This is a genomic window from Mesorhizobium sp. P160219, from assembly GCF_057786095.1.
In genome coordinates this window covers 1,478,040-1,499,220 of the sequence record NZ_JBYNWG010000001.1, presented here as the reverse complement: position 1 = coordinate 1,499,220, position 21,181 = coordinate 1,478,040, and the positions used below count along the sequence as shown (strand labels likewise).

Here is a 21,181-nt window from a genome sequence, read left to right as displayed (position 1 = left end):
CGACCTGCGACGCGGCTTGCGCCCGGCAGCTCGCAGATTGCGATCAATCCTGCCGGCAAACCACCGCCGCGACGCATTTCCGATTGTTCAAAAACAATTCTCGGTGAGAGGTCAGGCGGCCTTCTTCTTCGCCAGCCGCGCCTTGATCGAGGCGACGTCGGCGCGCGGGGTCGCGGCGAACAGCGTTCTGGTGTAGTTGTGCTTGGGGTCGGCGAAGACCTCCTCGCGCGAGCCGTATTCGACGGCTTCGCCGAAATACATCACCATCACGTCGTCGGCGATGTAGCGCACGACAGACAGATCGTGGCTGATGAAGACATAGGTCAGCTGGAATTCGTCCTGCAGGTCGGCGAGCAGGTTGAGCACCTGCGCCTGCACCGAAAGATCAAGCGCGGAGACCGGTTCGTCAAGCACCAGCAGGCTCGGGTTCAGCATCAGCGCGCGGGCAATGGCGATGCGCTGGCGCTGGCCGCCCGAGAACATGTGAGGATAGCGATTATAGTGCTCGGTTCCGAGGCCGACTTTCTTCAGCATCCTCATGGCGAGGTCGCGCCGCTCTTCGGCCGGCTTGTCGGTGTTGATGAGCAGCGGCTCGCCCAGCACATCGCCGATCTTTTGGCGCGGATTGAGCGATCCGTAAGGGTTCTGGAAGACGATCTGCACCTTGCGGCGCATCTCCCTGGTCAGGCCGTTCCTTGCGATGTCGACCTTGTTGCCGTCGATGAACAGTTCGCCCGACGTTGCCGGATCGATCAGCGTGATGATGCGCGCCAGCGTTGACTTGCCGCAGCCCGATTCACCGACGATGGCCAGCGTCTTGCCCTTGTCGACGCTGAACGAGACGCCCTTGACCGCATGCACGGTGCGCGCGCCGCGAAACAGGCCGCCGCCGACGTGATAGTCGCGCACGATGTCCTTGCCTTCGACGACCTTGATGCTCATCAGACGCCCCCGGCAGCCGGTTCGAACAGCATGTCCGAGACGGTCGGCAGCCGGTCGCCGACGGCATTATCCGGCAGCGCCGACAAAAGTGCGCGGGTGTAATTGCTCTTCGGCGATTCAAACAGCGACAGCACGTCGGCCTCTTCCATCTTGCGGCCCTTGTACTGGACGATGACGCGGTCGGCGGTCTCGGCCACGACGCCCATATTGTGGGTGATCATGATCAGGCCCATGCCGTATTTGACCTGTAGCGACACCAGCAGGTCGAGGATCTGCTTCTGGATGGTGACGTCGAGCGCGGTGGTCGGCTCGTCGGCGATCAGAAGCTTCGGATTGCAGGCGATGGCGATAGCGATCATCACGCGCTGGCACTGGCCGCCCGACATCTGGTGCGGGAACGAGTTCAGCCGTTCGGCCGGCTCGGCAATGCCGACCTGCGTCAGCAATTCGATGGCGCGCTCGCGACGCTGGGCCTTGTCCATGCCCATATGGAAGCGCAGCACCTCCTCGATCTGGAAGCCGACGGTGAAGCACGGATTGAGACTGGCCATCGGCTCCTGGAAGATCATCGACATGTCCTTGCCGACGATCTTGCGCCGGTCGGCCGGGCTCATCTTCAGGAGATCGCGGCCGTTGAAGCTCATCTCGTCGGCAGTGACCGTCGCCGTCCACGGCAACAGTCCCATCACAGCCAGCATCGACACCGACTTGCCGGAGCCGGATTCGCCGACGATGGCCAGCACTTCACGTTCGTTCACATGGAGCGAGACGCCATCGACCGCGCGGAACGGGCCGGATGCGGTCTGGAACTCGACGACGAGATTGCGGATGTCGAGCAGCGCCATTACGACCTCCTCAGCTTCGGATCGAGCGCATCGCGCAGACCGTCGCCGATCAGGTTAATGGCAAGTACGGTGATGAGGATGGCCAGACCGGGGAAAGTGACCACCCACCAGGCGCGCAGGATGAATTCACGCGCCGAGGCGAGCATGGTGCCCCATTCCGGCGTCGGCGGCTGGGCGCCAAGGCCGAGAAAGCCGAGAGCGGCCGCCTCCAGGATGGCGTTGGAGAAGGACAGCGTGCCCTGGACGATCAGCGGCGCCAGGCAGTTGGGCAGGATGGTGCGCAGCATAAGCCTTATATGGCCGGCGCCGGCGACCTTGGCGGCGACCACATATTCGCGGCTCTTTTCGGCCATGACGGCAGCGCGCACCAGACGGGCAAAGTGGGGTTGCAGGACGAGCGCGATGGCCAGCATGGCGTTGAACAGGCCGGGGCCGAGGATGGTGACCAGAACCAGCGCCAAGAGCAGCGACGGGAAGGACAGGATCAGATCCATGACGCGCATGATCGCCACGTCGACCCAGCCCCGGAAATAGCCGGCCAAAAGGCCGAGCGTGATGCCGCCGACAAGCGCCAGTGTGACCACGACGGCGCCGATGAGCAGCGAGAAACGCGCGCCATAGAGCAGGCGCGAGAGCATGTCGCGGCCGACCGCGTCGGTGCCAAGCAGATATTCCATGCTGCCGCCCGCCTGCCAGGCCGGCGGACGCAGGAAAGCGGTCTTGTCCTGGATGTCGGGCGCATAGGGCGCCAGCAGCGGTGCAAAGAGCGCGGCCAGCACCAGCAGGATGAAGACGAACAGGCCGATGACGGCGCCGCGGTTTACCGAGAAATAGTGCCAGAAGGTCCTGAAGCCGGTCAGACGGTCAGGGTTGCCGGCGGCCATCGGGGCGATTTCGGTGGACTGGCTCATCACGCCGCCCTGATGCGCGGGTTGATGACGGCATAAAGCACGTCGACGATCAGGTTCACCGCCATGACGATAAGGGCGATCAGCAGCAAGCCTGACTGCACGACGACATAGTCGCGCTTGGATATGGATTCGACCATCCACTTGCCGATGCCCGGCCAGGCGAAGATGGTTTCTGTGAGAATGGCGCCGGCGAGCAGGGTACTGACCTGCAGGCCGATGGTGGTGACCACCGGGATCAGCGCATTGCGCAGCGCATGCACGCCGATGACGCGGGACGACGACAGGCCCTTGGCGCGGGCGGTCCGCACATAGTCTTCGCCCAGCACTTCGAGGATGGCCGAGCGCGTCTGGCGCGCGATCACCGCCAGCGGGATGGTGCCGAGCACAATTGTCGGCAGCACCAGGTGACTCAATGCCGAGCGGAAAGCATCCCACTTGCCGTAGAGCAGGCTGTCGAGGGTCAAGAAGCCGGTGATCGGCTTGATAAAGAACTGAAGGCCGATGCGGCCTGAAACCGGGGTCCAGCCGAGATAGCCGGAGAAAAAGATGATCAGCAGCAGACCCCACCAGAAAATCGGCATGGAATAGCCGATAAGGGCGGTGCCCATCAGCCCCTGGTCGAACCAGGAGCCGCGTTTGACCGCAGCAATGATGCCGGCCGGTATGGCCAGCACCATGGCGAAGATCATGGCGAAGACGGAGAGCTCGATGGTTGCCGGGAACAGCGTCATGAAATCTTCGATGACCGGCCGCTTGGACGAAATCGACACGCCGAAATTGCCGGTCGCGGCATCGCGGACATAATGCGCGTATTGCTGCCAGATCGGCAAATTGTAGCCGAACTGTTCCTTCAGTTCCGCGTAACGCTCGGGCGACACGCCATGCTCGCCGGCCATGGCAAGAATGGGATCGCCGGGCAGCAGCCTGACGAAAGCGAAGGCGCAGATGGTGATGCCGATCAGCGTCGGCAGCACCAAGACGATTTTGTTTAGGAGATATCGGAGCATCTTGAAAAGCGGGCGGCGCCTGATTGCGCGCCGCCCGCCTAACAGTTCTATTCGGCCTTGTCGACGCCGTCGAAGCGATGAATGCCGAGCGGGTCCATCATGAAGCCGCTGACATTCTTGCGCACGACTGCGTAGACTTGGCTGTGTGCCATGAGGAAGGCCGGAGCCTGCTTCTGGAAGACAACCTGCGCCTCTTCATAGAGCTTGGTGCGTTCGGCCTGGTCGCTGGTCTTCTTGGCCTTCTGGATCAGATCCTCGAAGTCCTTGTCGCACCAGCTGGAGTAGTTCGACACGCCGATGGCCGAGCAGGCGAACAGCGTGGCGAAGAAATTGTCCGGATCGCCATTGTCACCGGTCCAGCCGATCTGGAAGGCGCCCGGGCGTTCCTTCTTCTTGCCTTCTTCGCGGTACTTCGTCCACTCGTAGCTGACGATCTCCGCCTTGACGCCGACCTTGGCCCAGTCAGCCTGGATCAGTTCGGCGGCGCGCTGGAAGTTCGGGTTGTAGGGACGGACGCGGTCGGAGGCCCAAAGCTGGATCTCCTTCAATCCGGCATCGGCCAGCACCTTCTTGGCGGCTTCCGGATCATAGGCGTCGGACTTCACGTCCTTGTTCCACGACCACATGGTCGGCGGGATCAGGTTTACGGCCGGCGTGGCGCCGGCGTCCTGGAACAGCGACTTGATGAGCGATTCCCGATCGATCGCCTGGTTGAGCGCATGGCGCACTTCAGGCTTGTCGAGCGGCGGGATGGTGGTGTTGTAGCTCATATAGCCGATGTTGAGGCCAGCCTGATCCATCAGGGTCACGTCGGCGTTGGCCTTGATCGTGCCGATGTCGGCAGGATTCGGATAGGGCGCGATATCGCATTCGCCGGCGAGCACCTTCTGGATGCGGGCGGTGGCGTCAGGCGTGATCGCGAAGACGAGATCGTCGATCTTTTCCTTGCCCTTGAAGTAGTCCGGGTTGGCCGCATAGCGGATGACCGAATCCAGCTGGTAGTCGACGAACTGGAACGGACCTGTACCGACCGGCTTGGTCGAGAAGTCGGCCATCTTGCCGTCTTTTTCCAGCTGGTCGGCATATTCCTTCGACACGATCGAGGCGAAGTCCATGCCGAGATTGGCCAGCATCGGCGCGTTCGGCTCGGTCAGCGTCAGCTTCACGGTCAGGTCATCGACCTTTTCCCACTTGGCGACGTATTTCGGCATGTCCATGCCGGTGTAGTAGTCCCAGGTCAGGTTCGGCAGGTACTTCTCGCCGTTCCAGGGGTTTTCCTTGTTGAACTGGCGATCGAACGAAAAGACGACGTCGTCGGCATTGAAATCACGCGTCGGCTTGAAGAAATCCGTCGTCTGGAACTTCACGCCCGGATGCAGGTGGAAAGTATAGACCAGACCGTCGTCCGAAATCTCCCATTTGTCGGCGAGACCGGGCACAACTTCGGTGCCGCCATGCTTGAACTCGACCAGGCGCGAATAGACGGTGCGCGACGAGGCGTCGAAGTCGTTGCCGCCCGTCGTGGTACCCGGGTCGAAGTTGGCCGGCGAGGCCTCCGAGCAATAGACCAGCGTCTTGGCATTGGCCACACCGCCGAGGACGCTTGCAGCCAGCAACGCGGCTGCAAAAGTCAGTTTCTTTTTCATTGAGCACTCCCTGATGTTCTTCCAAGCCCCTCTATAGGCTCGCGAAGCGCGCATATAAGCACCGTTTTTCCGGCTTTGGAACACCCTGTTTGCCTACCCCACCGTAAGCAGAAAATATTTCTCGGTCTTTGACGAATTGCAGAAACAAATAGCAAAATCTGCTAATCACGGGATTGTTAACGACCGCATTTTTTCATTGATCGCAGCAATCGTAAGCCAAAAATCCACAAGCCTGGGTTTCGCCACCGAGATGACAGGACGGCATTGCCTGAGCTGGCATCGCGGGAAGGATTTCGGCGGCAAATCTTTGCCGTCCTGCCGCTGGGGCAAGACTTGCACGGCCGCCGATAGTCGCAATAGATAGATGACACGCTGGATTTTCCGGGAATCCGCGACATCGCTGCAGCGGAGGACGCCTCACCACATCGAGGCGGCGCAGCAGGAGCAGGCAACAGAACGACCGAGGGAGGCTAGAGGTGGCGAAAGCAACAAAGACAACGGCCCCGGCGAAAGCAAAAGCGGCGAAAGCTTCAAAACCGGCCGCCGCTGCCGCCAAGTCGAAAGCGCCACCCGCCAAAGCCACTCCCGCTGTCAAGCCAACGGCAACCTCGACGCCGGCGAAGGCAAGCGCCAAGCCGGCAGCGAAACCTGTGGTCAAGCGCGCGGCGAAGACAGCACCCGCTGCAAAGCCCGCCCAGCCGCCAGCCGCCAAGACAGCCGCGGCGAAGCCCGCCTCGAAGCCGTCGCCGGGCGCGGCCAAAAAACTGCCGAATACGCTGACGGCGCTTGCCGCGGGCATGCCGGAAAAGCCATGGCTAAAAAGCTATTCGAAAGTCGTGCCGGCGGAGATCGGCGCCCTGCCCTACAGTTCGATCGGCGACTTCCTCGTCGGCGCCTGTAAGCAGTTTTCCGGCCAGCCGGCATACGTCTGCATGGGCAAGTCGATCTCCTATGCCGAACTCGAGCGGCAATCGGCCGCCTTCGGCGCTTATCTGCAATCGAAGGGCCTGCAGAAAGGCGCACGCGTGGCGCTGATGATGCCGAATGTGCTGCAATATCCGGTGGCAATGATGGCCGTGCTTCGCGCCGGCTATGTCGTGGTGAACATCAATCCGCTCTACACGCCGCGCGAGCTCGAACACCAGCTCAAGGATTCCGGCGCGCAGGCGATCGTCATTCTGGAGAATTTCGCCAGCACCCTAGGCGCGGTGATTGCCAGGACGGCGGTCAAGCATGTGGTGGTCGCGGCGATGGGCGACATGCTCGGCGCCCTCAAGGGCACGATCGTCAACCTAGTCGTGCGCCGGGTGAAGAAGATGGTGCCGGCCTGGTCGCTGCCCGGCCATGTCAAATTCAATGCGGCGGTGAAAGCCGGCGCCGGCATCGCCTTCAAACCGGCCAAGATGGAGGCCGGCGACGTTGCCTTCCTGCAATATACCGGCGGAACCACGGGGATTTCCAAAGGTGCTGTGCTGCTGCACTCCAATGTGCTGTCCAATGTCGCGCAGAACACGCTGTGGCTGCAGGACGCCTATGCGATCAAGCCGAAACCGGCGCATCTCAACTTCATCTGCGCACTGCCGCTCTACCATATCTTCGCGCTGACGGTGAACGCGCTGATGGGCATGCAGCAGGGCGCCCAGAACGTGCTCGTTCCCAACCCGCGCGACATTCCCGGCTTCGTCAAGGAGCTGCAGAAATACCCGATGCACATTTTCCCCGGCCTCAACACGCTGTTCAACGCGCTGCTCAACAACGAGGATTTCCGCAAGCTCGACTTCAAGCCGCTGATCATGACGCTGGGTGGCGGCATGGCGGTGCAGAGGGGGGTTGCCGAGCGCTGGAAGGCGCTGACCGGCAATTCGATCACCGAGGGCTACGGGCTGTCTGAGACCTCGCCCGTGGCCACCGCCAACAAGTTCAGCGACGGCAATTTCACCGGTACGATCGGCCTGCCGCTGCCGTCGACCGAGATCGTCATCCGCGACGATGACGGCAACAACCTGCCGCTGGGCGAAGTCGGCGAGATCTGCATCCGCGGGCCGCAAGTCATGGCCGGTTACTGGAACCGGCCGGACGAGACCGCCAAGGTGATGACCAAGGACGGGTTTTTCAAATCCGGCGACATGGGCTTCATGGACGAGCGCGGCTACACCAAGATCGTCGACCGCAAGAAGGACATGATCCTGGTCTCCGGCTTCAACGTCTATCCCAACGAACTCGAGGAAGTCGTCGCCCAGCATCCGGGCGTGCTCGAAGTAGCGGCGATCGGCGTGCCGGACGAGCATTCGGGCGAGGTGCCGAAGCTGTTCGTGGTCAAGAAGGACCCGACGCTGACCGTCGAGGCGCTGACCGCCTATTGCCGCGAGAACCTGACCGGCTACAAGCGGCCTAAATACATCGAGTTCAGGACCGAGCTGCCGAAGACTCCGGTGGGCAAGATCTTGCGCCGGGCGCTGCGGGAATAAATTTGAACGGCGAGCCTGGCGACGGCGGGATAGCGGACGATAGTCGGCGTCCCGATGCAGTAGTGTTCATCAAGGCGAACCTGCGGCTTGCGCCCGTTCCCGCACTTCCTGAAATCCAGCTCTATACGACTCATCCCGGCAGCGGCCTGAGGCGGCTTGTCGAGTGGCGAGCTCATGGACCGGAAGACGGCAGCCAGACCGAGGAGCACGAAGCTGAGCCGCAGCCGCCCTACTGGGCCTATGCCTGGGCCGGCGGCGCCGTGCTGGCGCGCTATATACTCGACCATCCGCAAATCGTGGCCGGTCACCGCGTGCTCGACCTCGGCGCCGGCTCGGGCCTCGTCGGCATCGCCGCCGCCAAGGCCGGCGCCAGCGCGGTGATCGCCGCCGAGAGCGATCGCAACGGCGTCGCCGCGATCGGCCTCAACGCGTTGGCCAACGGCGTCGAGATCACCATTGTCGATCAGGATATCACCACGGGCCCGCCGCCAGCGGTCGATCTCGTGCTTGCCGGCGACGTGTTCTACGGCCGCGAGGTTGCTCTGCGGGTGATCCCGTTCCTCGACCGCTGCCTGGCAGCCGGCATCGAGGTGCTGGTCGGCGATCCCCGCCGCGCCGATCTGCCGCTGTCGCGGCTACGATTGCTCGCCGAATATCAGGTGCCGGATTTCGGCGACGCAAAGGGTGATTTGACCAAGCCGAGCGGTGTGTTTTGGTTCGAGCCGGAAGATTGCTAGCGCGACGCGGCAAAGCCCAGTCGCTCTGAATGGCCGGATTCTACTCATTGTGGACAAACCTCAAGGGGCAGAAAATAGATTGGATTAGCCGTTGATAGGAGAAGTCGAATGGCGTGGATTAAAGTTGTTCAACATATCGGCTTCATAGTTTGCCCAAAGTGCGAAAATCGCGGCTTCGAGCTTCAGCCTGGCGAAGACATCGATAACGCAAGCGCCAAGATCAGGTGCGGCAGATGCGGGTACGTTTGCTCTGCTGATGAGTAGCCCACTATGTCCGAAAACAAACCAGAAGCTCCATAGTTTCATGGCTGCTTCCCCCAACTCGGCCATTGGCGGGGAAATCCCGAGCCGAATTGAGTTTGCCCCAGGCCCCCGTCAGACCGTCTCCTTGACCCGCGCCGACAGAAAGTCCGGCAAGTCGGCAACCGAATCCAGAACGACATCGGCGATCGACGCCAGCGATTCCCGCGTGCCGGTGCCGGAGAGCACGCCGACCGCCAGGCCGCAGCCGCCGGCACGCGCCATCTCCAGGTCGTGGCGGTTGTCGCCGACCATGGCGATCTCGGACGCCTTCAACCCGGTCAGGTCGCAAAAGGCGACGATCGTGTCCGGCGCCGGTTTCGGATTGGCGACCGCGTCATAGCCATAGGCGGCGGTGAACAGCTGCGCGACGCCGAGCGTGACCATGGTCTTTTCGGCACCGGCAGTCGAATCATTGGTGGCGACGCCGAGCCGGTAGGATCGCTTGTGCAGAGCCGTCAGCGCCGCGACGATGCCGGGCAAGGCCACCGCCATCGATGAGCCTTGCACCGAGGTGATCTCGTTGAAACGGGCGACGGCCAGCATCTGGTCCTCGTCGGACAGGCGCGGGAACCATAGTTCGACGACATCCATGTTGGTGCCCGAGGCGAAGATGGAATCCGGCTTGAAACGCTTGGCGACAAAATCGAAGCCCGCCGCTGAAAGCAGCCTGTCGGCTTTCCAGCGATCGCCCTCGGCAGCATCCATGGCCATGAAATCGGCGATGCCGAGCCAGGTCGCGTTGAAATCGACAAGCGTGCCGTCCTTGTCGAACAATATGCCCTTGATGTCGGCCGGATTTTTCATTGCGCCCCCCGCAGTTGCTGGATGCGCGCCACCAGCCCGGCCGTCGATGCGTCGCGCTTGGCGGCGCTCTCCTTGCCTTCCACGACTGGCAACAGGCCGGTCGCCAGCTCCTTGCCGAGCTCGACGCCCCATTGGTCGAAGGAATTGATGTTGAACAGAGTGCCTTCGACGAAGACGCGGTGCTCGTAAAGCGCGATCAGCCGGCCGAAGGTGCGCGGGTCGAGCTTGCGGTAGAGGATCGTCACCGAGGGGCGGTTGCCGGAGAAGACGCGGTGCGGGGCTATTCTGTCGACATCGGCCGGCTTCATGCCCTTGGCCAGCATCTGCGCGCGAGCCTCGTCCAGCGTGCGGCCCTTCATCAACGCTTCCGATTGGGCCAGGCAATTGGCAAGCAGTAGATCGTGCTGGTGCTTCAGATCCGGCTCATGGCCGACGGCAGCGGCAAGGAACTCGACCGGGATGGAATCGGTGCCCTGGTGCAGCAGCTGGAAGAAGGCGTGCTGGCCATTGGTGCCGGGCTCGCCCCAGACCAGCGGTCCGGTCGGCGTCGTCACCGGCGTGCCGTCGAGGGTGACGCCCTTGCCGTTCGATTCCATGTCGAGCTGCTGCAGATAGGCCGGCAGCCTGGAAAGGCGCTGGTCATAAGGGATGACCGCACGCGCCGGATAACCGCAGATCACGCGATGCCACCAGCCGACCAGCCCCAGCAGCGCCGGCAGGTTCTTCTGCAGGGGTGCGGTGCGGAAGTGCTCGTCCATCTCATGCGCGCCATCGAGGAAGGCGCGGAAGTTGCGCGGGCCGATGGCGATCATCACCGGCAGGCCGATGGCGCCCCACAGCGAATAGCGGCCGCCGACCCAGTCCCAGAAGCCGAACACGCGATCCGCTTCGATGCCGAACTTGGAAACCAGGTCGAGCGCGGTCGAGACGGCGGCGAAATGCTTGCCGACAGCTTCCTTGCCGAGCGCCTTCTGCACCCATTCGCGCGCCGTCTCGGCATTGGTCATCGTCTCGACCGTGGTGAAGGTCTTCGAGGCGATGATGAACAGGGTGGTTTCGGCCGACAGGCCCTTCAGCGTGTCGTGGATATGGGCGCCGTCGATGTTGGAGACGTAGTGCGCGCGCGGGCCGTCGTGATAGGGCGCCAGCGCCAGCGTCGCCATGGCCGGGCCGAGATCGGAGCCGCCAATGCCGATGTTGACAATGTCGGTGATTTTCTTGCCGGTGGCGCCGGCGGCCTTGCCGGAGCGAATGGCGTCGGCGAAAGCGCCCATGGCGTCGAGCACGGACAGCACATCCGCCTTGACGTCCTGGCCATCGACGGTGACGCCCTTGCCCGAGAGGTTGCGCAGCGCCGTGTGCAGCACGGCGCGGTCTTCGGTGATGTTGATTTTCTTGCCGGAAAACATTGCGGCGCGGCGACCTTCGAGATCGGCGGCGGCGGCGAGCTTCTCGAGCAGTTCCATCGTGCCCTGGTCGACCGCGCATTTCGACCAGTCGAGCAAAAGGTCGCCGTCGCTGGCCGAGAACGTCTCGAAGCGCTTGGGGTCGGCGGCAAAAGCCTCGCGCATCGTACCCGATGCCGCCGCGCGCGCAGCACGCAAGGCGACAAGCTGTTTGTCGAAGGAGGAATGATCCACTTTCGGCTCCTGATCGTTTTTCACGACATCTTATCAGACCGGATGTTTCCGGCGCGTGTCGTCGCGCTGATCTTATTGAGCCGAATTCCGCATGTTTCAATGCGTGGGGATGACGCAGTGCAGCATAGTGCGATGTGATGGAGCTATGACGCTGCGCGCCGCGCTGGATGATTTGATGGGAGTAGCGACGACGCTGCGCGTCGCGCTGGGGATAATGAGGCGCGACGACGCTTCGCATCGCGCGGGCGTCCGCGCTGCGGGATGACGCAAGCGTCACCCGGGGATGAGACGACGCTGCGCGTCGCGCATAGATCACTGGCATAAATCCCAGCGATCAGAAAAATTGATTGGCGCAACCCCTTGTGCCACGGTTACCTTCCGCTGGTCCAGCCAAGCAAAAAAGACTGGCCATCGAGGAACACCTTCCATGCCACAGCGTAACGACACGGCCATATGGTCCGGCCTGTTCCGGATTTCGGCGGAATCGGGCCAGACCCTGCAGGCGCAGATCCGTCAGGCGATCGTCGCCGCCATTCTCGACCGGCAGATCGCCGCTTCGATGCCGCTTCCGTCCTGCCGCATCCTGGCTGAAAAACTCGGCGTCGCGCGCGGCACTGTGGTGCTGGCGTTCCAGCAATTGGTCGACCAAGGTTTCCTGGTGGCGCGCGAACGGCGCGGCCATTTCGTCAATCCGGATGTGCTGGCCACCCCCGCCAAGCCGCACCAGAAGGCGCCCGACCAGCAGAACGAGATCGACTGGAAGGCACGCCGGCAGATCGCCGCCAGCGACATGCCGCCACCGGCCAAGCACGACAACTGGATCAAGTCCTCCTACCCCTTCGTCTACGGCCAGTTCGACCCGGCGCTGTTCCCGACAGCCGAATGGCGTGAGTGCAACCGCATGGCGCTGGCCGTGCTCGAAATCCGCAACTGGGCCTCCGACATGGTCGATCGTGACGATCCGCTCTTGATCGAGCAGATCCAGGCGCGGCTGTTGCCGCGGCGCGGCATCTTCGCCAATCCGGACGAGATCATCGTCACGCTGGGCGCCCAGAACGCGCTCTATATGCTGGCGACACTGCTGATGACAAAGGGCTCCAAGGTCGCGATGGAAGACCCGGGATACCCCGACGCGCGCTCGATCTTCCGCTTGGCAGGCGCCGAAATCCAGCCGGTTCCGGTCGATCAGTCCGGCATCGTCACCTCGTCCATTCCCAACGATTCCGGCTTTGTCTTCGTCACCCCCAGCCACCACTGCCCGACCATGGTGCCGCTGTCGGCGGAGCGGCGGCAGGACCTTCTGGCGCGCGCCAACCGCCACAACCAGATCATCATCGAGGACGGCTATGACAGCCAGCTTCTCGACGAGGCGCCGCAGCAGGCGCTGAAGAGCCTCGATCGCTCGGGTCGCGTCGTCTATGTCGGCTCGATGTCGAAGACGCTGGCTCCGGGCCTACGGCTTGGCTACATCGTCGCTTCGGCTGGACTAATCTCCGAGCTCAGGGCGCTGCGCCGCTTCATGCTCAGGCACCCGCCGGCCAACAACCAGCGCGCGGTTGCGCTGTTCCTGTCGCTCGGCCATCACGAAGCCCTGGTGCGGCGGCTGTCGTCGGCCTTCGACGAGCGGCGCAAGCGTCTGGTCCATGCGATTTCCGCATTCCTGCCGGAATGGCGCTCGACCGATTCCGCCGGCGGCACATCGCTCTGGCTGGAAGGCCCGCGCGGCACCGATTCACGTGGACTGGCCGAGGCCGCGGCGTCGCGCAGCGTCATAATCGAGCCCGGCGATCGTTTCTTCGATCGCACCGAAAAGCCGTCGCGTTTCATGCGCTTGGGCATTTCCTCGATCGCATTGCAGCACATCGAGCCGGGTATTCGCGAGCTCGCGACCGCAGCCGGACGCAGGCCCGCTGCAGCCTGATTTGCCTGTGCCGGGGCTTTGAACAGTCCCGGCCCTTGGCATGATCACCAACATTCTGCATTAGCTCTCTGGCATACTCGGCTGCGTTGACTGGCCCATAGGCTGGGCCAATGGCAACGGCATAGTCGGCTGACAGAGGGACGAAGCAAGCCGACGGTGGACCAATCACCGCGCCGTGTTTCGCGAGCTAAAGGTGGAGTGCCCCCATGTCAGTGGCTGTTGAAAAGCAGGATGCGGCTCCTAAAGATGCATCAGCCGACCAGCGTTCGCGCCGATCCGGCGGGCGCGAAGCGCGCCGCGCCATGCGGGCCGCACCGCTTGCCGACGATATCCGGCCGGTGCGCGCCGGCCTCGAAGGCGGCAGCTACGGGCCGCTCAACCAGAACGACCAGGAGCGCATCCATGAAGCGGTGCTGACGCTGCTGGAGACCGTCGGCTTCGCCAATGCCATTCCCTCCTGCATCGAGGCGCTGACCGGGGTCGGCGCCGTCTATGGCGATGACGGCCGCGTCCGCTTCCCACGCGGGCTTGTGATGGACACGATCAGACGAGCCGCGCGGAATTTTACGCTGCACGGCCAGGACCCCAGGCATGACATGCTGATCCAGGGCAAGCGCGTGCATTACGGCACGGCGGGTGCGGCGGTGCATCTGGTCGATGTCGAAAAGCGCGAATACCGCGAGTCGCTGGTGCAGGACATTTACGACGCCGCCCGCCTCGTCGAAGGGCTCGACAACATCCATTTCTTCCAGCGGCCCATGGTGCCGCGCGACATTCCCGATCCGCTCGAAATGGACTTCAACACGCTCTATGCCTGCGTGATGGGGACGTCGAAGCATGTCGGCACCTCGTTCACGGTGCGCGAGAACGTGCAGCCGGCGCTGGAAATGCTTTATGCGATCGCCGGCGGCGAGGAGAATTTCCGCGCCCGGCCGTTCGTGTCGAACTCCAATTGCTTCGTCGTGCCGCCGATGAAGTTTGCCGAGGACGCCTGCGGCGTGCTCGAAGCCTGTGTCGACGGCGGCATCCCGATCCTGCTTTTATCGGCCGGCCAGGCCGGCGCCACCGCTCCCGCGGCGATTGCCGGCGCTGTGGTGCAAGCGGTGGCCGAAGTGCTTGTCGGCCTCATCTACGTCAACGCCATCAAGCCCGGGCATCCGGCGATCTTCGGCACCTGGCCGTTCGTCTCCGACCTCAGGACCGGCGCCATGTCGGGCGGCTCGGCCGAGCAGGCAGTGTTGACTTCGGCCTGTGCGCAGATGGCGCAGTTCTACGATCTGCCGGGCGGTTCGGCCGCCGGCATGACGGATTCGAAACTGCCCGACATCCAGTCCGGCTATGAAAAGGGCATCACCGACGTGATGGCCGGCCTTGCCGGCCTCAATCTGGTCTATGAATCGGCCGGTATGCATGCCTCGCTGCTCGGCTTTTGCCTGGAGAGCCTGATCATAGACAATGACATGCTGGGCCACTGCCTGCGCTGCGTGCGGGGCATCGAAGTGACCGACGAAGCGCTGTCGATCGACACCATCACCGAAGTCTGCATGAATGGCCCGGGCCACTATCTCGGCAACGAGCAGACGCTGCGCCTGATGCAGACCGAGTATTTTTATCCGGCCGTCGGCGACCGCTTTTCGCCCAAGGAATGGAACGAGAAGGGCCGGCCCGACATCTTGCAGCGGGCGATCATCGAAAAGAAGCGCGTGCTTGCCGAGCGCTTCCCGCGCCATGTGCCGAAGCTGCTCGACGACAAATTGCGCGCCCGCTTCGGCGAGATGATCAAGCTGCCACGCAGCGGCATGGGCGGGTAAGCTTCACCTTACGTAGGTCAGTCCGCACTTAACCCAAAGCGCTCGACCACTTCGGCGCTAATCAGCTTGCCATGCAGCGCCATCAACACGATCTGGGCATCCAGGCTGTCGCCGGTTTCAAGCGCAGCCTCGATGCGGCGCTCAGCGTCCAGCCGCCGCTCCGGCCCATTGGCCTGCTCGAAGGTTTGTGGGCCCGCGATGCAATAGCCAAACAGCTGCGCCACGGACCGGTAGGCGTCGGGCGGCGGCTCGTCCGGCCAATGATCCTTCATCAAATTGACGATGGTGAGCTTTACCCCCTCAGGGACAAGCGCCGGATGCAGATCGGCGCCGCGCAGCGCGGTGTCGAGTTCCCGCAAATCGCCGGAGCGACCGAACATGCCGAGGAAACCGATTGAAGAGCGCCGTTTAGTCACGTTGATACTTTCCGTCCGATAGCCGACCACTCATATGGGAATGTAGGATCGTTTTTCATCGCCCTTGCGGAGTCTCAGGCAAGCCAGGCGTCGAGCCCGAATTCCCGCTGCAACAGGTCTTCCGCACTTTCCAGCGCGCCCTCGATCCAGCCGTGATTGTTGGACCACGCTTCGCCACAGACATGAATGCCCGGAGCAAGCGTATGGCTCGCCAGTTTTATACCGGAGATATCTATGCCACGGTCCCAGACATGCGACGCGCCGCCATAGGCCGGCGCACCCCAATCCTGCGCAAACCCGCCGATGGGTTTCGAGATGGCGCCGTGTTTGCCATGGACTTCGACCATCTGGCCGTGAAAGGCCTCCAGCGCGGAATGTCCCTCGGCCAAAACCGCAAAACCGTGGCGCCGAGCGAGCTCAGGCAGCAGTGAGCGCCAGAATACCATGTGCCTGCCATCGCAATAGGCCATGGCGACGCTCCGCCGAATCGTCGCGTCGCGCGCGTCCGCTTTTGTGAACTGCCATATCTGGCGAGCCGGCAGATCGGTCACGCTGTGGCCGGCCGCGATGCCGTTTCGAGCCCACCATGGGCTGGCATAGCAGGCGGCCAGCGTGAGCATCGGCCAGGGTTCCGGTGCCGGCAGATCGCTGGGCTGCTCGATGCCGGACTTTTCCAGCAGGGTCCGCAGGGGGCGGACCGGTAACGCCAGCACGACCTTGCGCGCCTCGACCGTCCCGCCCTGCCCCTCGACAGACAAGACCATCCCTTGCGCCGAGCGGGCGATGGCGGTCACGGTGTGATCGAGATGGACGGCGCCGCCGCTGACAGCGATCCGCCCGGCCATTCGCTCCGCAACCGGCTGGAACCCACCATCGGGGGAACAATAGGAGCGGCCGCCGCTCAGCTCGCCGAGCGCAAGCCTGAACGTCTCGGCGGCGTTGGGTCCGCGCAGGAGCAACGAATAGCCCACCGCGTCCTCGGCAAAAGCCATTTCCTCCGGGGTCAAGACCGTCGCCAGCACATCCCAAGTCGCCCAATCCGCCAGCTTGCGGCCGCGATAAACGAAGCCTGCGGCGCCGTTCCATTCGGCGCTGCCGAAGGCCTCCGAACCCGGCAGGATCAGTGCTGCCGCCTTTCGCAGCAGGCGGGACGGGCCTTTTTCCTGCAGCCGACGCGTCACGTCATAGGCAAACAGGCGGCGCGGCGCAAAGCGCGATATAGCGGCGTAGGGCAGGCTCCTACCGCGCAGATGGAGCCGGTTGGCGCCGGTGACGACGTCCATACCCGACAGCTTTACATCCAGCGTCGCCATGAGTTTTTTGAGCAGCCGATGTTGTGGCATCAGCATCATCGCGCCGAGATCGATGCCGAAGTTCGGCTCTCCGGGAAATGAGACCGTGGAGGCCCGACCGCCGACGCGACCGGCGGATTCGAAAACTGCGATCCTTGCGGGCTTTTCACTTTGGGACAAGCGCCACGCCAGGAAGAGACCGGCCATGCCCGCGCCGACAATAGCAATGTCGACCGGGGCAATGTCGATCGGGCTAGGCGGCAAGGATACGCCCGTGGCGGAAAACCATCATCATGGACGACGCTCTGGACCCCTCTTGATTTCGTGTCAAAAAACCCGAAACTGACGAGGACTGCAATGTCATACTGACAGGTGGGATCAGTTGGCGTGCGAGCAGTGATCTAAAACGGGCAACGGGTCCTATGAAGAAACAGTATCACACACCAGTCATCCGCAAGGCAGGACGACTCTCCGGCATCACAGCCATCGCCGCTTCGTCCGGCCCGCCTCCACCCTGAGGCCGCCATCCAAACAAGCTTACGCCAAGGCTTTCATGCCGGCCCGATCAGGCCGGCATTTTCATATCAAGCGGGTGCTCAGTGGTTGTCCCTCGGCACGCCGCTGGTATGGGCGACATCCTGGTATTTCACCGCCGGCTTCAGCACCATGCCCTCCGAGAACTGGTCGACCATGGAGCGCTGGATCTCCTGCCATGGCGTCTGATGCTTGGGATAATGATAGCCGCCATCGACCTGCAGTTCGGCACGGCGGCGCGTGATTTCCTCGTCGGTGACGAGGATGTTGGCAGTGCCTTTCCGTAAATCGATGCGCACACGGTCGCCGGTCTTGAGCAGCGCCAGGCCGCCGCCAATGGCGGCTTCCGGCGAAGCGTTGAGGATAGAGGGCGAGCCCGATGTGCCCGACTGGCGGCCATCGCCGATGCAGGCCAGCGCGTGAATGCCCTTCTTGATGAGATAGGCGGGCGGCTGCATGTTGACCACCTCGGCGCCGCCGGGATAGCCGATCGGGCCGGCCCCGCGCATGAACAGGATGGTGTGCTCGTCGATGCCTTGCGCCGGATCGTCGATGCGGGCGTGGTAGTCCTCGGGACCGTCAAAGACCATGGCGTTGCCTTCGAAGGCTTCCGGGTCGTTCGGGTTGGAGAGATAGCGCTCGCGGAATTCCGGCGAGATGCCGCTCATCTTCATGATTGCGGAATCGAACAGATTGCCGCTGAGATTGATGAAGCCGGCATTGGCCTTCAGCGGCTCGGCGACGGCGCGGATGACGTCGGTGTTCTCGTTGGCGACACCCTTGCAATTGTCACCGATAGTCTTGCCATTGACGGTCATCGCTTCGGGATAAGGCAGCAGCTTGGCCTTCATCAACTCGGCCACCACAGCCGGCACGCCGCCGGCATGGTGATAGTCTTCGCCGAGATATTCGCCCGATGGCTGCAGATTGACGATGAGCGGCACATGGAGGCCGACCGTCTGCCAGTCGTCATTGGTGAGCGGCACGCCGAGATGACGGGCAATCGCGTTGAGGTGGATCGGGGCATTGGTCGAGCCGCCAATCGCCGAATTGACGACAATGGCGTTCTCGAAGGCCTTGCGCGTCATGATGTCGGACGGCTTCAGATCCTCATGCACCATCTCGACGATGCGCTTGCCGGTCTCATAGGAGATCTGGCCGCGCTCGCGGTAGGGTGCGGGAATGGCGGCCGAACCCGGCAATTGCATGCCGAGCGCCTCTGCCAGCGAGTTCATCGTGGTGGCGGTGCCCATGGTGTTGCAATAGCCGGTCGACGGCGCCGATGAGGCGACGATGTCCATGAACTCGTCATAGTCAATCTCGCCGGCGGAGAGCCGCTGGCGCGATTCCCAGACGATGGTGCCGGATCCCGTGCGCTTGCCTTTGTGCCAGCCATTGAGCATCGGTCCGACCGAAAGTGCTATGGCCGGAATATTGACGGTGGCCGCCGCCATCAGCAGCGCCGGCGTGGTTTTGTCGCAGCCGATGGTCAGTACGACGCCGTCGAGCGGATAGCCGTAAAGCACTTCGACCAGGCCGAGATAGGCAAGGTTGCGGTCCAGTGCCGCGGTCGGGCGCTTGCCGGTCTCCTGGATCGGATGGCACGGGAATTCGAAGGGGATGCCGCCCATCGAGACGATGCCTTCGCGCACGCGCTTGGCGAGTTCGATATGATGGCGGTTGCATGGCGACAGATCCGAGCCGGTCTGGGCGATGCCGATCAGCGGCTTGCCCGACATCAGCTCGGCCCGCGTCAGGCCGTAGTTCAGGTAGCGCTCGAGGTAGAGCGCGGTCATGCCTGGATTGTCGGGATTGTCGAACCACTCCTGCGAGCGAAACTTCTTCTTTCCGGTGGGGGCGCCTGCCATCATGGTCTCCGTATTTGTAAGACAAATCGATATGGCAACGCGCGGAAGCAGGCAAGAGGGCGCACCGTCGCAACCGGACTTTGGTGCGATAGACACAGACCAGACCGTGCGTTAGGCCTTCGAAGTCTGTCCGGGAGGTGTCGATGGCTTTGGTGATCGAAGGCGAGGAACGCATTGCCGCCCCCCTGCAGAAAGTGTGGGACGCGCTGAACGATCCGAAGGTTTTGCAGGCGACCATTCCCGGCTGCCAGCACCTGGAGATGAAATCGCCGACCGAAATGGCGGCGACGGTGGTGTTGAAGATCGGACCGATCAAGGCGACATTCAACGGCGAGGTGACGTTGAAGAACCTGAAGCCGCCGCACTCCTACACCATCCAGGGCGAGGGCAAGGGCGGTATTGCCGGCTTCGCCAAGGGTGGCGCCGACGTGACGCTGACGGCGGACGGGCCGGATGCGACGGTCCTCAAATACGCGGCCAAGGCCGAAGTCGGCGGCAAGATCGCCCAACTCGGCAGCCGGCTGATCGAATTGACTTCGAAGAAGCTGGCCGGGCAGTTTTTTTCAAGCTTTGGCGAGAAGGTGGGCTCCCCTCCCCCTTGAGGGGAGGGTGCCTCGTTGTCCGAACCGGATAGATAGGTAACAGAATGGACCGATAGCATGGGTGACAGTTTTCTCCTTCGCCGGGAGGACCGGCGATGGTTAGGCGAGAGACTGGCATCATGGACGAGCGGCTACGGTTTGTTGTGGAGTGTCTTGCTGGGGATGAGACGATGGTTGCGCTTTGTGCGGCCTACGGGACCTCACGCAAGAACGGCTACAAATGGCTCGGACGTTATCGGGAGTTCGGCCCGGAAGGTTTGCACGACCTGCCGCGAGCCCCGCTCAATCAAGGCCGTGCAACAGCTCAGGATCTGGTTGAGCGGATTGTGGCGGCCAAGGAGCTGCATCCGCTTTGGGGTCCAAAGAAGATCGTGGCACGGCTCAGGCGCACGGCTCCCGAGTTCATGTGGCCTTCAGCCTCGACGGTCGGCGCGATCCTTGCGCGGCATGGGCTTGTCCGCGCCCGCAAGCGACCCCGCCTGCGGGCCTGCGGCAATGGACCCTGGCCACAGCCGCAAGAACCGAACGCGGTGTGGACTGGCGATCACAAGGGCTGGTTCCGGACCCGCGACGGCTGGCGTTGCGAACCCTTCACGGTGATGGATGCGTCGAGCCGCTATCTTCTGGCGCTCGAAGCGACGGGGTCGACGGCCGATAGCGAAGCCTGGCCGGTGTTCGAACGGCTGTTTGAAGAGCATGGCCTGCCGGATCGCTTCAGAAGCGACAATGGCCCGCCCTTCGCATCGGCCGGCGTCACCGGGCTGACGCCGCTTGTCGTGCGCTTCATCAAGCTCGGCATCACCCTGGAGCGGATCGCACCCGGCAGGCCACAGCAGAACGGACGTCACGAGCGCTTTCACCTGACCATGCTGCCGATGGCCGAGGCACCGGAAGCCGACCGAACGGCACAGGGCCAGGCCTTCGAGACCTTCCGCCAAAGCTACAATGAGGAACGTCCCCATGAGGCGCTGGGCATGGATACGCCCGCCCAGCACTACCGGTCCTCACAGCGCGCCATGCCCAGGACACCACCCGAGCCCGTCTATCCGGCCGAGGCCTCGGTCCGCCGCGTGCGCCACAATGGCGAGATCCGATGGAATGGCGGCTTCATATATGTCTCGCAGCGCTGGCGGGCGAACCGGTCGCTGCGTTGGAGACCGAAGACGGACAATGGACACTCTCATTCCATGCCCACCCGCTCGGCATCATCGACACACGGCACATGAAGCTTGTCCGCCGCAGCGCCGCGCCAACCAATCCGCTTGGCGCTGCGGCGGACACATAGGGGGAGAGAAGTGTCACCTATGTATCCGGTTCAAAGTGTTACCCATCTATCGGCTGGACATCGTGAAGCGAGGCGGGTGGGGTCGCCTCAACTGCCTCAACGTGAGTTGAGCTGCCTCGACTTGTAAAGAAATAGCGTCGAGCGTGTCA

The 21,181-nt window shown here is 62.9% G+C and carries 16 protein-coding genes and 1 pseudogene; 6 read left to right on the top strand and 11 right to left on the bottom strand.

The window, feature by feature from the left end; all coding sequences use genetic code 11:
- Positions 1-111: 111 nt before the first annotated feature.
- The 5 genes from AC3EMP_RS07365 to AC3EMP_RS07345 are packed head-to-tail and all read right to left on the bottom strand — an operon-like array spanning position 112 to position 5,351.
- Positions 112-942, bottom strand: coding sequence for a dipeptide ABC transporter ATP-binding protein (locus tag AC3EMP_RS07365; RefSeq protein ID WP_023682050.1), 831 nt, complete (start codon positions 940-942; stop codon positions 112-114).
- Complete coding sequence (locus AC3EMP_RS07360) at positions 942-1,787, bottom strand: ABC transporter ATP-binding protein (RefSeq protein ID WP_023696764.1); 846 nt, start codon at positions 1,785-1,787, stop codon at positions 942-944. Before AC3EMP_RS07360 ends, AC3EMP_RS07365 begins: the two co-directional genes overlap by 1 nt.
- On the bottom strand, positions 1,787-2,671 hold the full coding sequence (locus AC3EMP_RS07355) for an ABC transporter permease subunit (RefSeq protein ID WP_050485757.1): 885 nt from the start codon (positions 2,669-2,671) through the stop codon (positions 1,787-1,789). The genes AC3EMP_RS07360 and AC3EMP_RS07355 overlap by 1 nt, the downstream gene beginning before the upstream one ends.
- A gap of 26 nt (positions 2,672-2,697) precedes the next feature.
- Positions 2,698-3,705 (bottom strand): ABC transporter permease subunit, encoded by a 1,008-nt coding sequence (locus AC3EMP_RS07350; RefSeq protein WP_352710336.1) that lies wholly within the window; start codon positions 3,703-3,705, stop codon positions 2,698-2,700.
- Between the two features lie 47 nt (positions 3,706-3,752).
- On the bottom strand, positions 3,753-5,351 hold the full coding sequence (locus tag AC3EMP_RS07345; protein ID WP_023669491.1) for an ABC transporter substrate-binding protein: 1,599 nt from the start codon (positions 5,349-5,351) through the stop codon (positions 3,753-3,755).
- A 476-nt stretch (positions 5,352-5,827) separates the two neighbouring features.
- Here AC3EMP_RS07345 and AC3EMP_RS07340 point away from each other — a divergent pair, with 476 nt between their 5' ends.
- Together AC3EMP_RS07340 and AC3EMP_RS07335 are read left to right on the top strand one after the other, a co-directional pair.
- Complete coding sequence (locus tag AC3EMP_RS07340; protein ID WP_352710333.1) at positions 5,828-7,819, top strand: long-chain fatty acid--CoA ligase; 1,992 nt, start codon at positions 5,828-5,830, stop codon at positions 7,817-7,819.
- Positions 7,820-7,821: 2 nt separating this feature from the next.
- Positions 7,822-8,556, top strand: a complete 735-nt coding sequence (locus tag AC3EMP_RS07335) for a class I SAM-dependent methyltransferase (protein WP_488494600.1) — start codon at positions 7,822-7,824, stop codon at positions 8,554-8,556.
- An 84-nt stretch (positions 8,557-8,640) separates the two neighbouring features.
- Here the strand turns inward: AC3EMP_RS07335 and AC3EMP_RS07330 are convergent, their stop codons facing one another.
- The 3 genes from AC3EMP_RS07330 to pgi form a co-directional block, all read right to left on the bottom strand.
- A complete protein-coding gene (locus AC3EMP_RS07330; RefSeq protein WP_352710330.1) occupies positions 8,641-8,862 on the bottom strand; it encodes a hypothetical protein in 222 nt (73 codons plus the stop codon).
- 69 nt (positions 8,863-8,931) lie between these two features.
- Positions 8,932-9,663: an HAD family hydrolase gene (locus AC3EMP_RS07325; RefSeq protein WP_023688783.1), complete on the bottom strand. Its 732-nt coding sequence runs from the start codon at positions 9,661-9,663 to the stop codon at positions 8,932-8,934.
- A complete protein-coding gene (pgi, locus tag AC3EMP_RS07320) occupies positions 9,660-11,303 on the bottom strand; it encodes a glucose-6-phosphate isomerase (protein ID WP_023688784.1) in 1,644 nt (547 codons plus the stop codon). Before pgi ends, AC3EMP_RS07325 begins: the two co-directional genes overlap by 4 nt.
- A gap of 427 nt (positions 11,304-11,730) precedes the next feature.
- Here pgi and pdxR point away from each other — a divergent pair, with 427 nt between their 5' ends.
- Both pdxR and AC3EMP_RS07310 read left to right on the top strand, forming a co-directional pair.
- Positions 11,731-13,224, top strand: a complete 1,494-nt coding sequence (gene pdxR, locus AC3EMP_RS07315) for a MocR-like pyridoxine biosynthesis transcription factor PdxR (RefSeq protein WP_023669484.1) — start codon at positions 11,731-11,733, stop codon at positions 13,222-13,224.
- Between the two features lie 206 nt (positions 13,225-13,430).
- Positions 13,431-15,035: a trimethylamine methyltransferase family protein gene (locus tag AC3EMP_RS07310; protein ID WP_023669483.1), complete on the top strand. Its 1,605-nt coding sequence runs from the start codon at positions 13,431-13,433 to the stop codon at positions 15,033-15,035.
- Between the two features lie 17 nt (positions 15,036-15,052).
- On the opposite strand, the gene AC3EMP_RS07305 is transcribed toward AC3EMP_RS07310, so the two are convergent.
- From AC3EMP_RS07305 to AC3EMP_RS07295, 3 genes are all read right to left on the bottom strand, one after another.
- Positions 15,053-15,451 carry a hypothetical protein gene (locus tag AC3EMP_RS07305; protein WP_023826842.1) on the bottom strand — a complete coding sequence of 133 codons (399 nt, stop codon included), beginning with the start codon at positions 15,449-15,451 and terminating at the stop codon, positions 15,053-15,055.
- Between the two features lie 74 nt (positions 15,452-15,525).
- Positions 15,526-17,007 (bottom strand): flavin monoamine oxidase family protein, encoded by a 1,482-nt coding sequence (locus AC3EMP_RS07300; protein WP_023682062.1) that lies wholly within the window; start codon positions 17,005-17,007, stop codon positions 15,526-15,528.
- A gap of 332 nt (positions 17,008-17,339) precedes the next feature.
- The gene (locus AC3EMP_RS07295; protein WP_023682063.1) at positions 17,340-19,145 is read right to left on the bottom strand and encodes an IlvD/Edd family dehydratase; all 1,806 of its coding nucleotides are present in this window, start codon (positions 19,143-19,145) and stop codon (positions 17,340-17,342) included.
- A 143-nt stretch (positions 19,146-19,288) separates the two neighbouring features.
- Here AC3EMP_RS07295 and AC3EMP_RS07290 point away from each other — a divergent pair, with 143 nt between their 5' ends.
- Positions 19,289-19,747, top strand: coding sequence for an SRPBCC family protein (locus AC3EMP_RS07290; protein ID WP_488494599.1), 459 nt, complete (start codon positions 19,289-19,291; stop codon positions 19,745-19,747).
- A gap of 95 nt (positions 19,748-19,842) precedes the next feature.
- Positions 19,843-21,032: pseudogene (locus AC3EMP_RS07285) on the top strand (integrase core domain-containing protein).
- Positions 21,033-21,181: the final 149 nt, after the last annotated feature.

What these genes read in the sequence shown, in the direction of transcription:
- AC3EMP_RS07290 (WP_488494599.1), top strand. Translation starts at nt 19,289, where the DNA reads ATGGCTTTGGTGATCGAAGGCGAGGAACGCATTGCCGCCCCCCTGCAG.
- AC3EMP_RS07325 (WP_023688783.1), bottom strand. Translation starts at nt 9,663, where the DNA reads ATGAAAAATCCGGCCGACATCAAGGGCATATTGTTCGACAAGGACGGC.
- AC3EMP_RS07360 (WP_023696764.1), bottom strand. Translation starts at nt 1,787, where the DNA reads ATGGCGCTGCTCGACATCCGCAATCTCGTCGTCGAGTTCCAGACCGCA.
- AC3EMP_RS07295 (WP_023682063.1), bottom strand. Translation starts at nt 19,145, where the DNA reads ATGGCAGGCGCCCCCACCGGAAAGAAGAAGTTTCGCTCGCAGGAGTGG.
- AC3EMP_RS07365 (WP_023682050.1), bottom strand. Translation starts at nt 942, where the DNA reads ATGAGCATCAAGGTCGTCGAAGGCAAGGACATCGTGCGCGACTATCAC.
- AC3EMP_RS07345 (WP_023669491.1), bottom strand. Translation starts at nt 5,351, where the DNA reads ATGAAAAAGAAACTGACTTTTGCAGCCGCGTTGCTGGCTGCAAGCGTC.
- AC3EMP_RS07355 (WP_050485757.1), bottom strand. Translation starts at nt 2,671, where the DNA reads ATGGCCGCCGGCAACCCTGACCGTCTGACCGGCTTCAGGACCTTCTGG.
- pdxR (WP_023669484.1), top strand. Translation starts at nt 11,731, where the DNA reads ATGCCACAGCGTAACGACACGGCCATATGGTCCGGCCTGTTCCGGATT.
- AC3EMP_RS07350 (WP_352710336.1), bottom strand. Translation starts at nt 3,705, where the DNA reads ATGCTCCGATATCTCCTAAACAAAATCGTCTTGGTGCTGCCGACGCTG.
- AC3EMP_RS07310 (WP_023669483.1), top strand. Translation starts at nt 13,431, where the DNA reads ATGTCAGTGGCTGTTGAAAAGCAGGATGCGGCTCCTAAAGATGCATCA.
- AC3EMP_RS07330 (WP_352710330.1), bottom strand. Translation starts at nt 8,862, where the DNA reads ATGAAACTATGGAGCTTCTGGTTTGTTTTCGGACATAGTGGGCTACTC.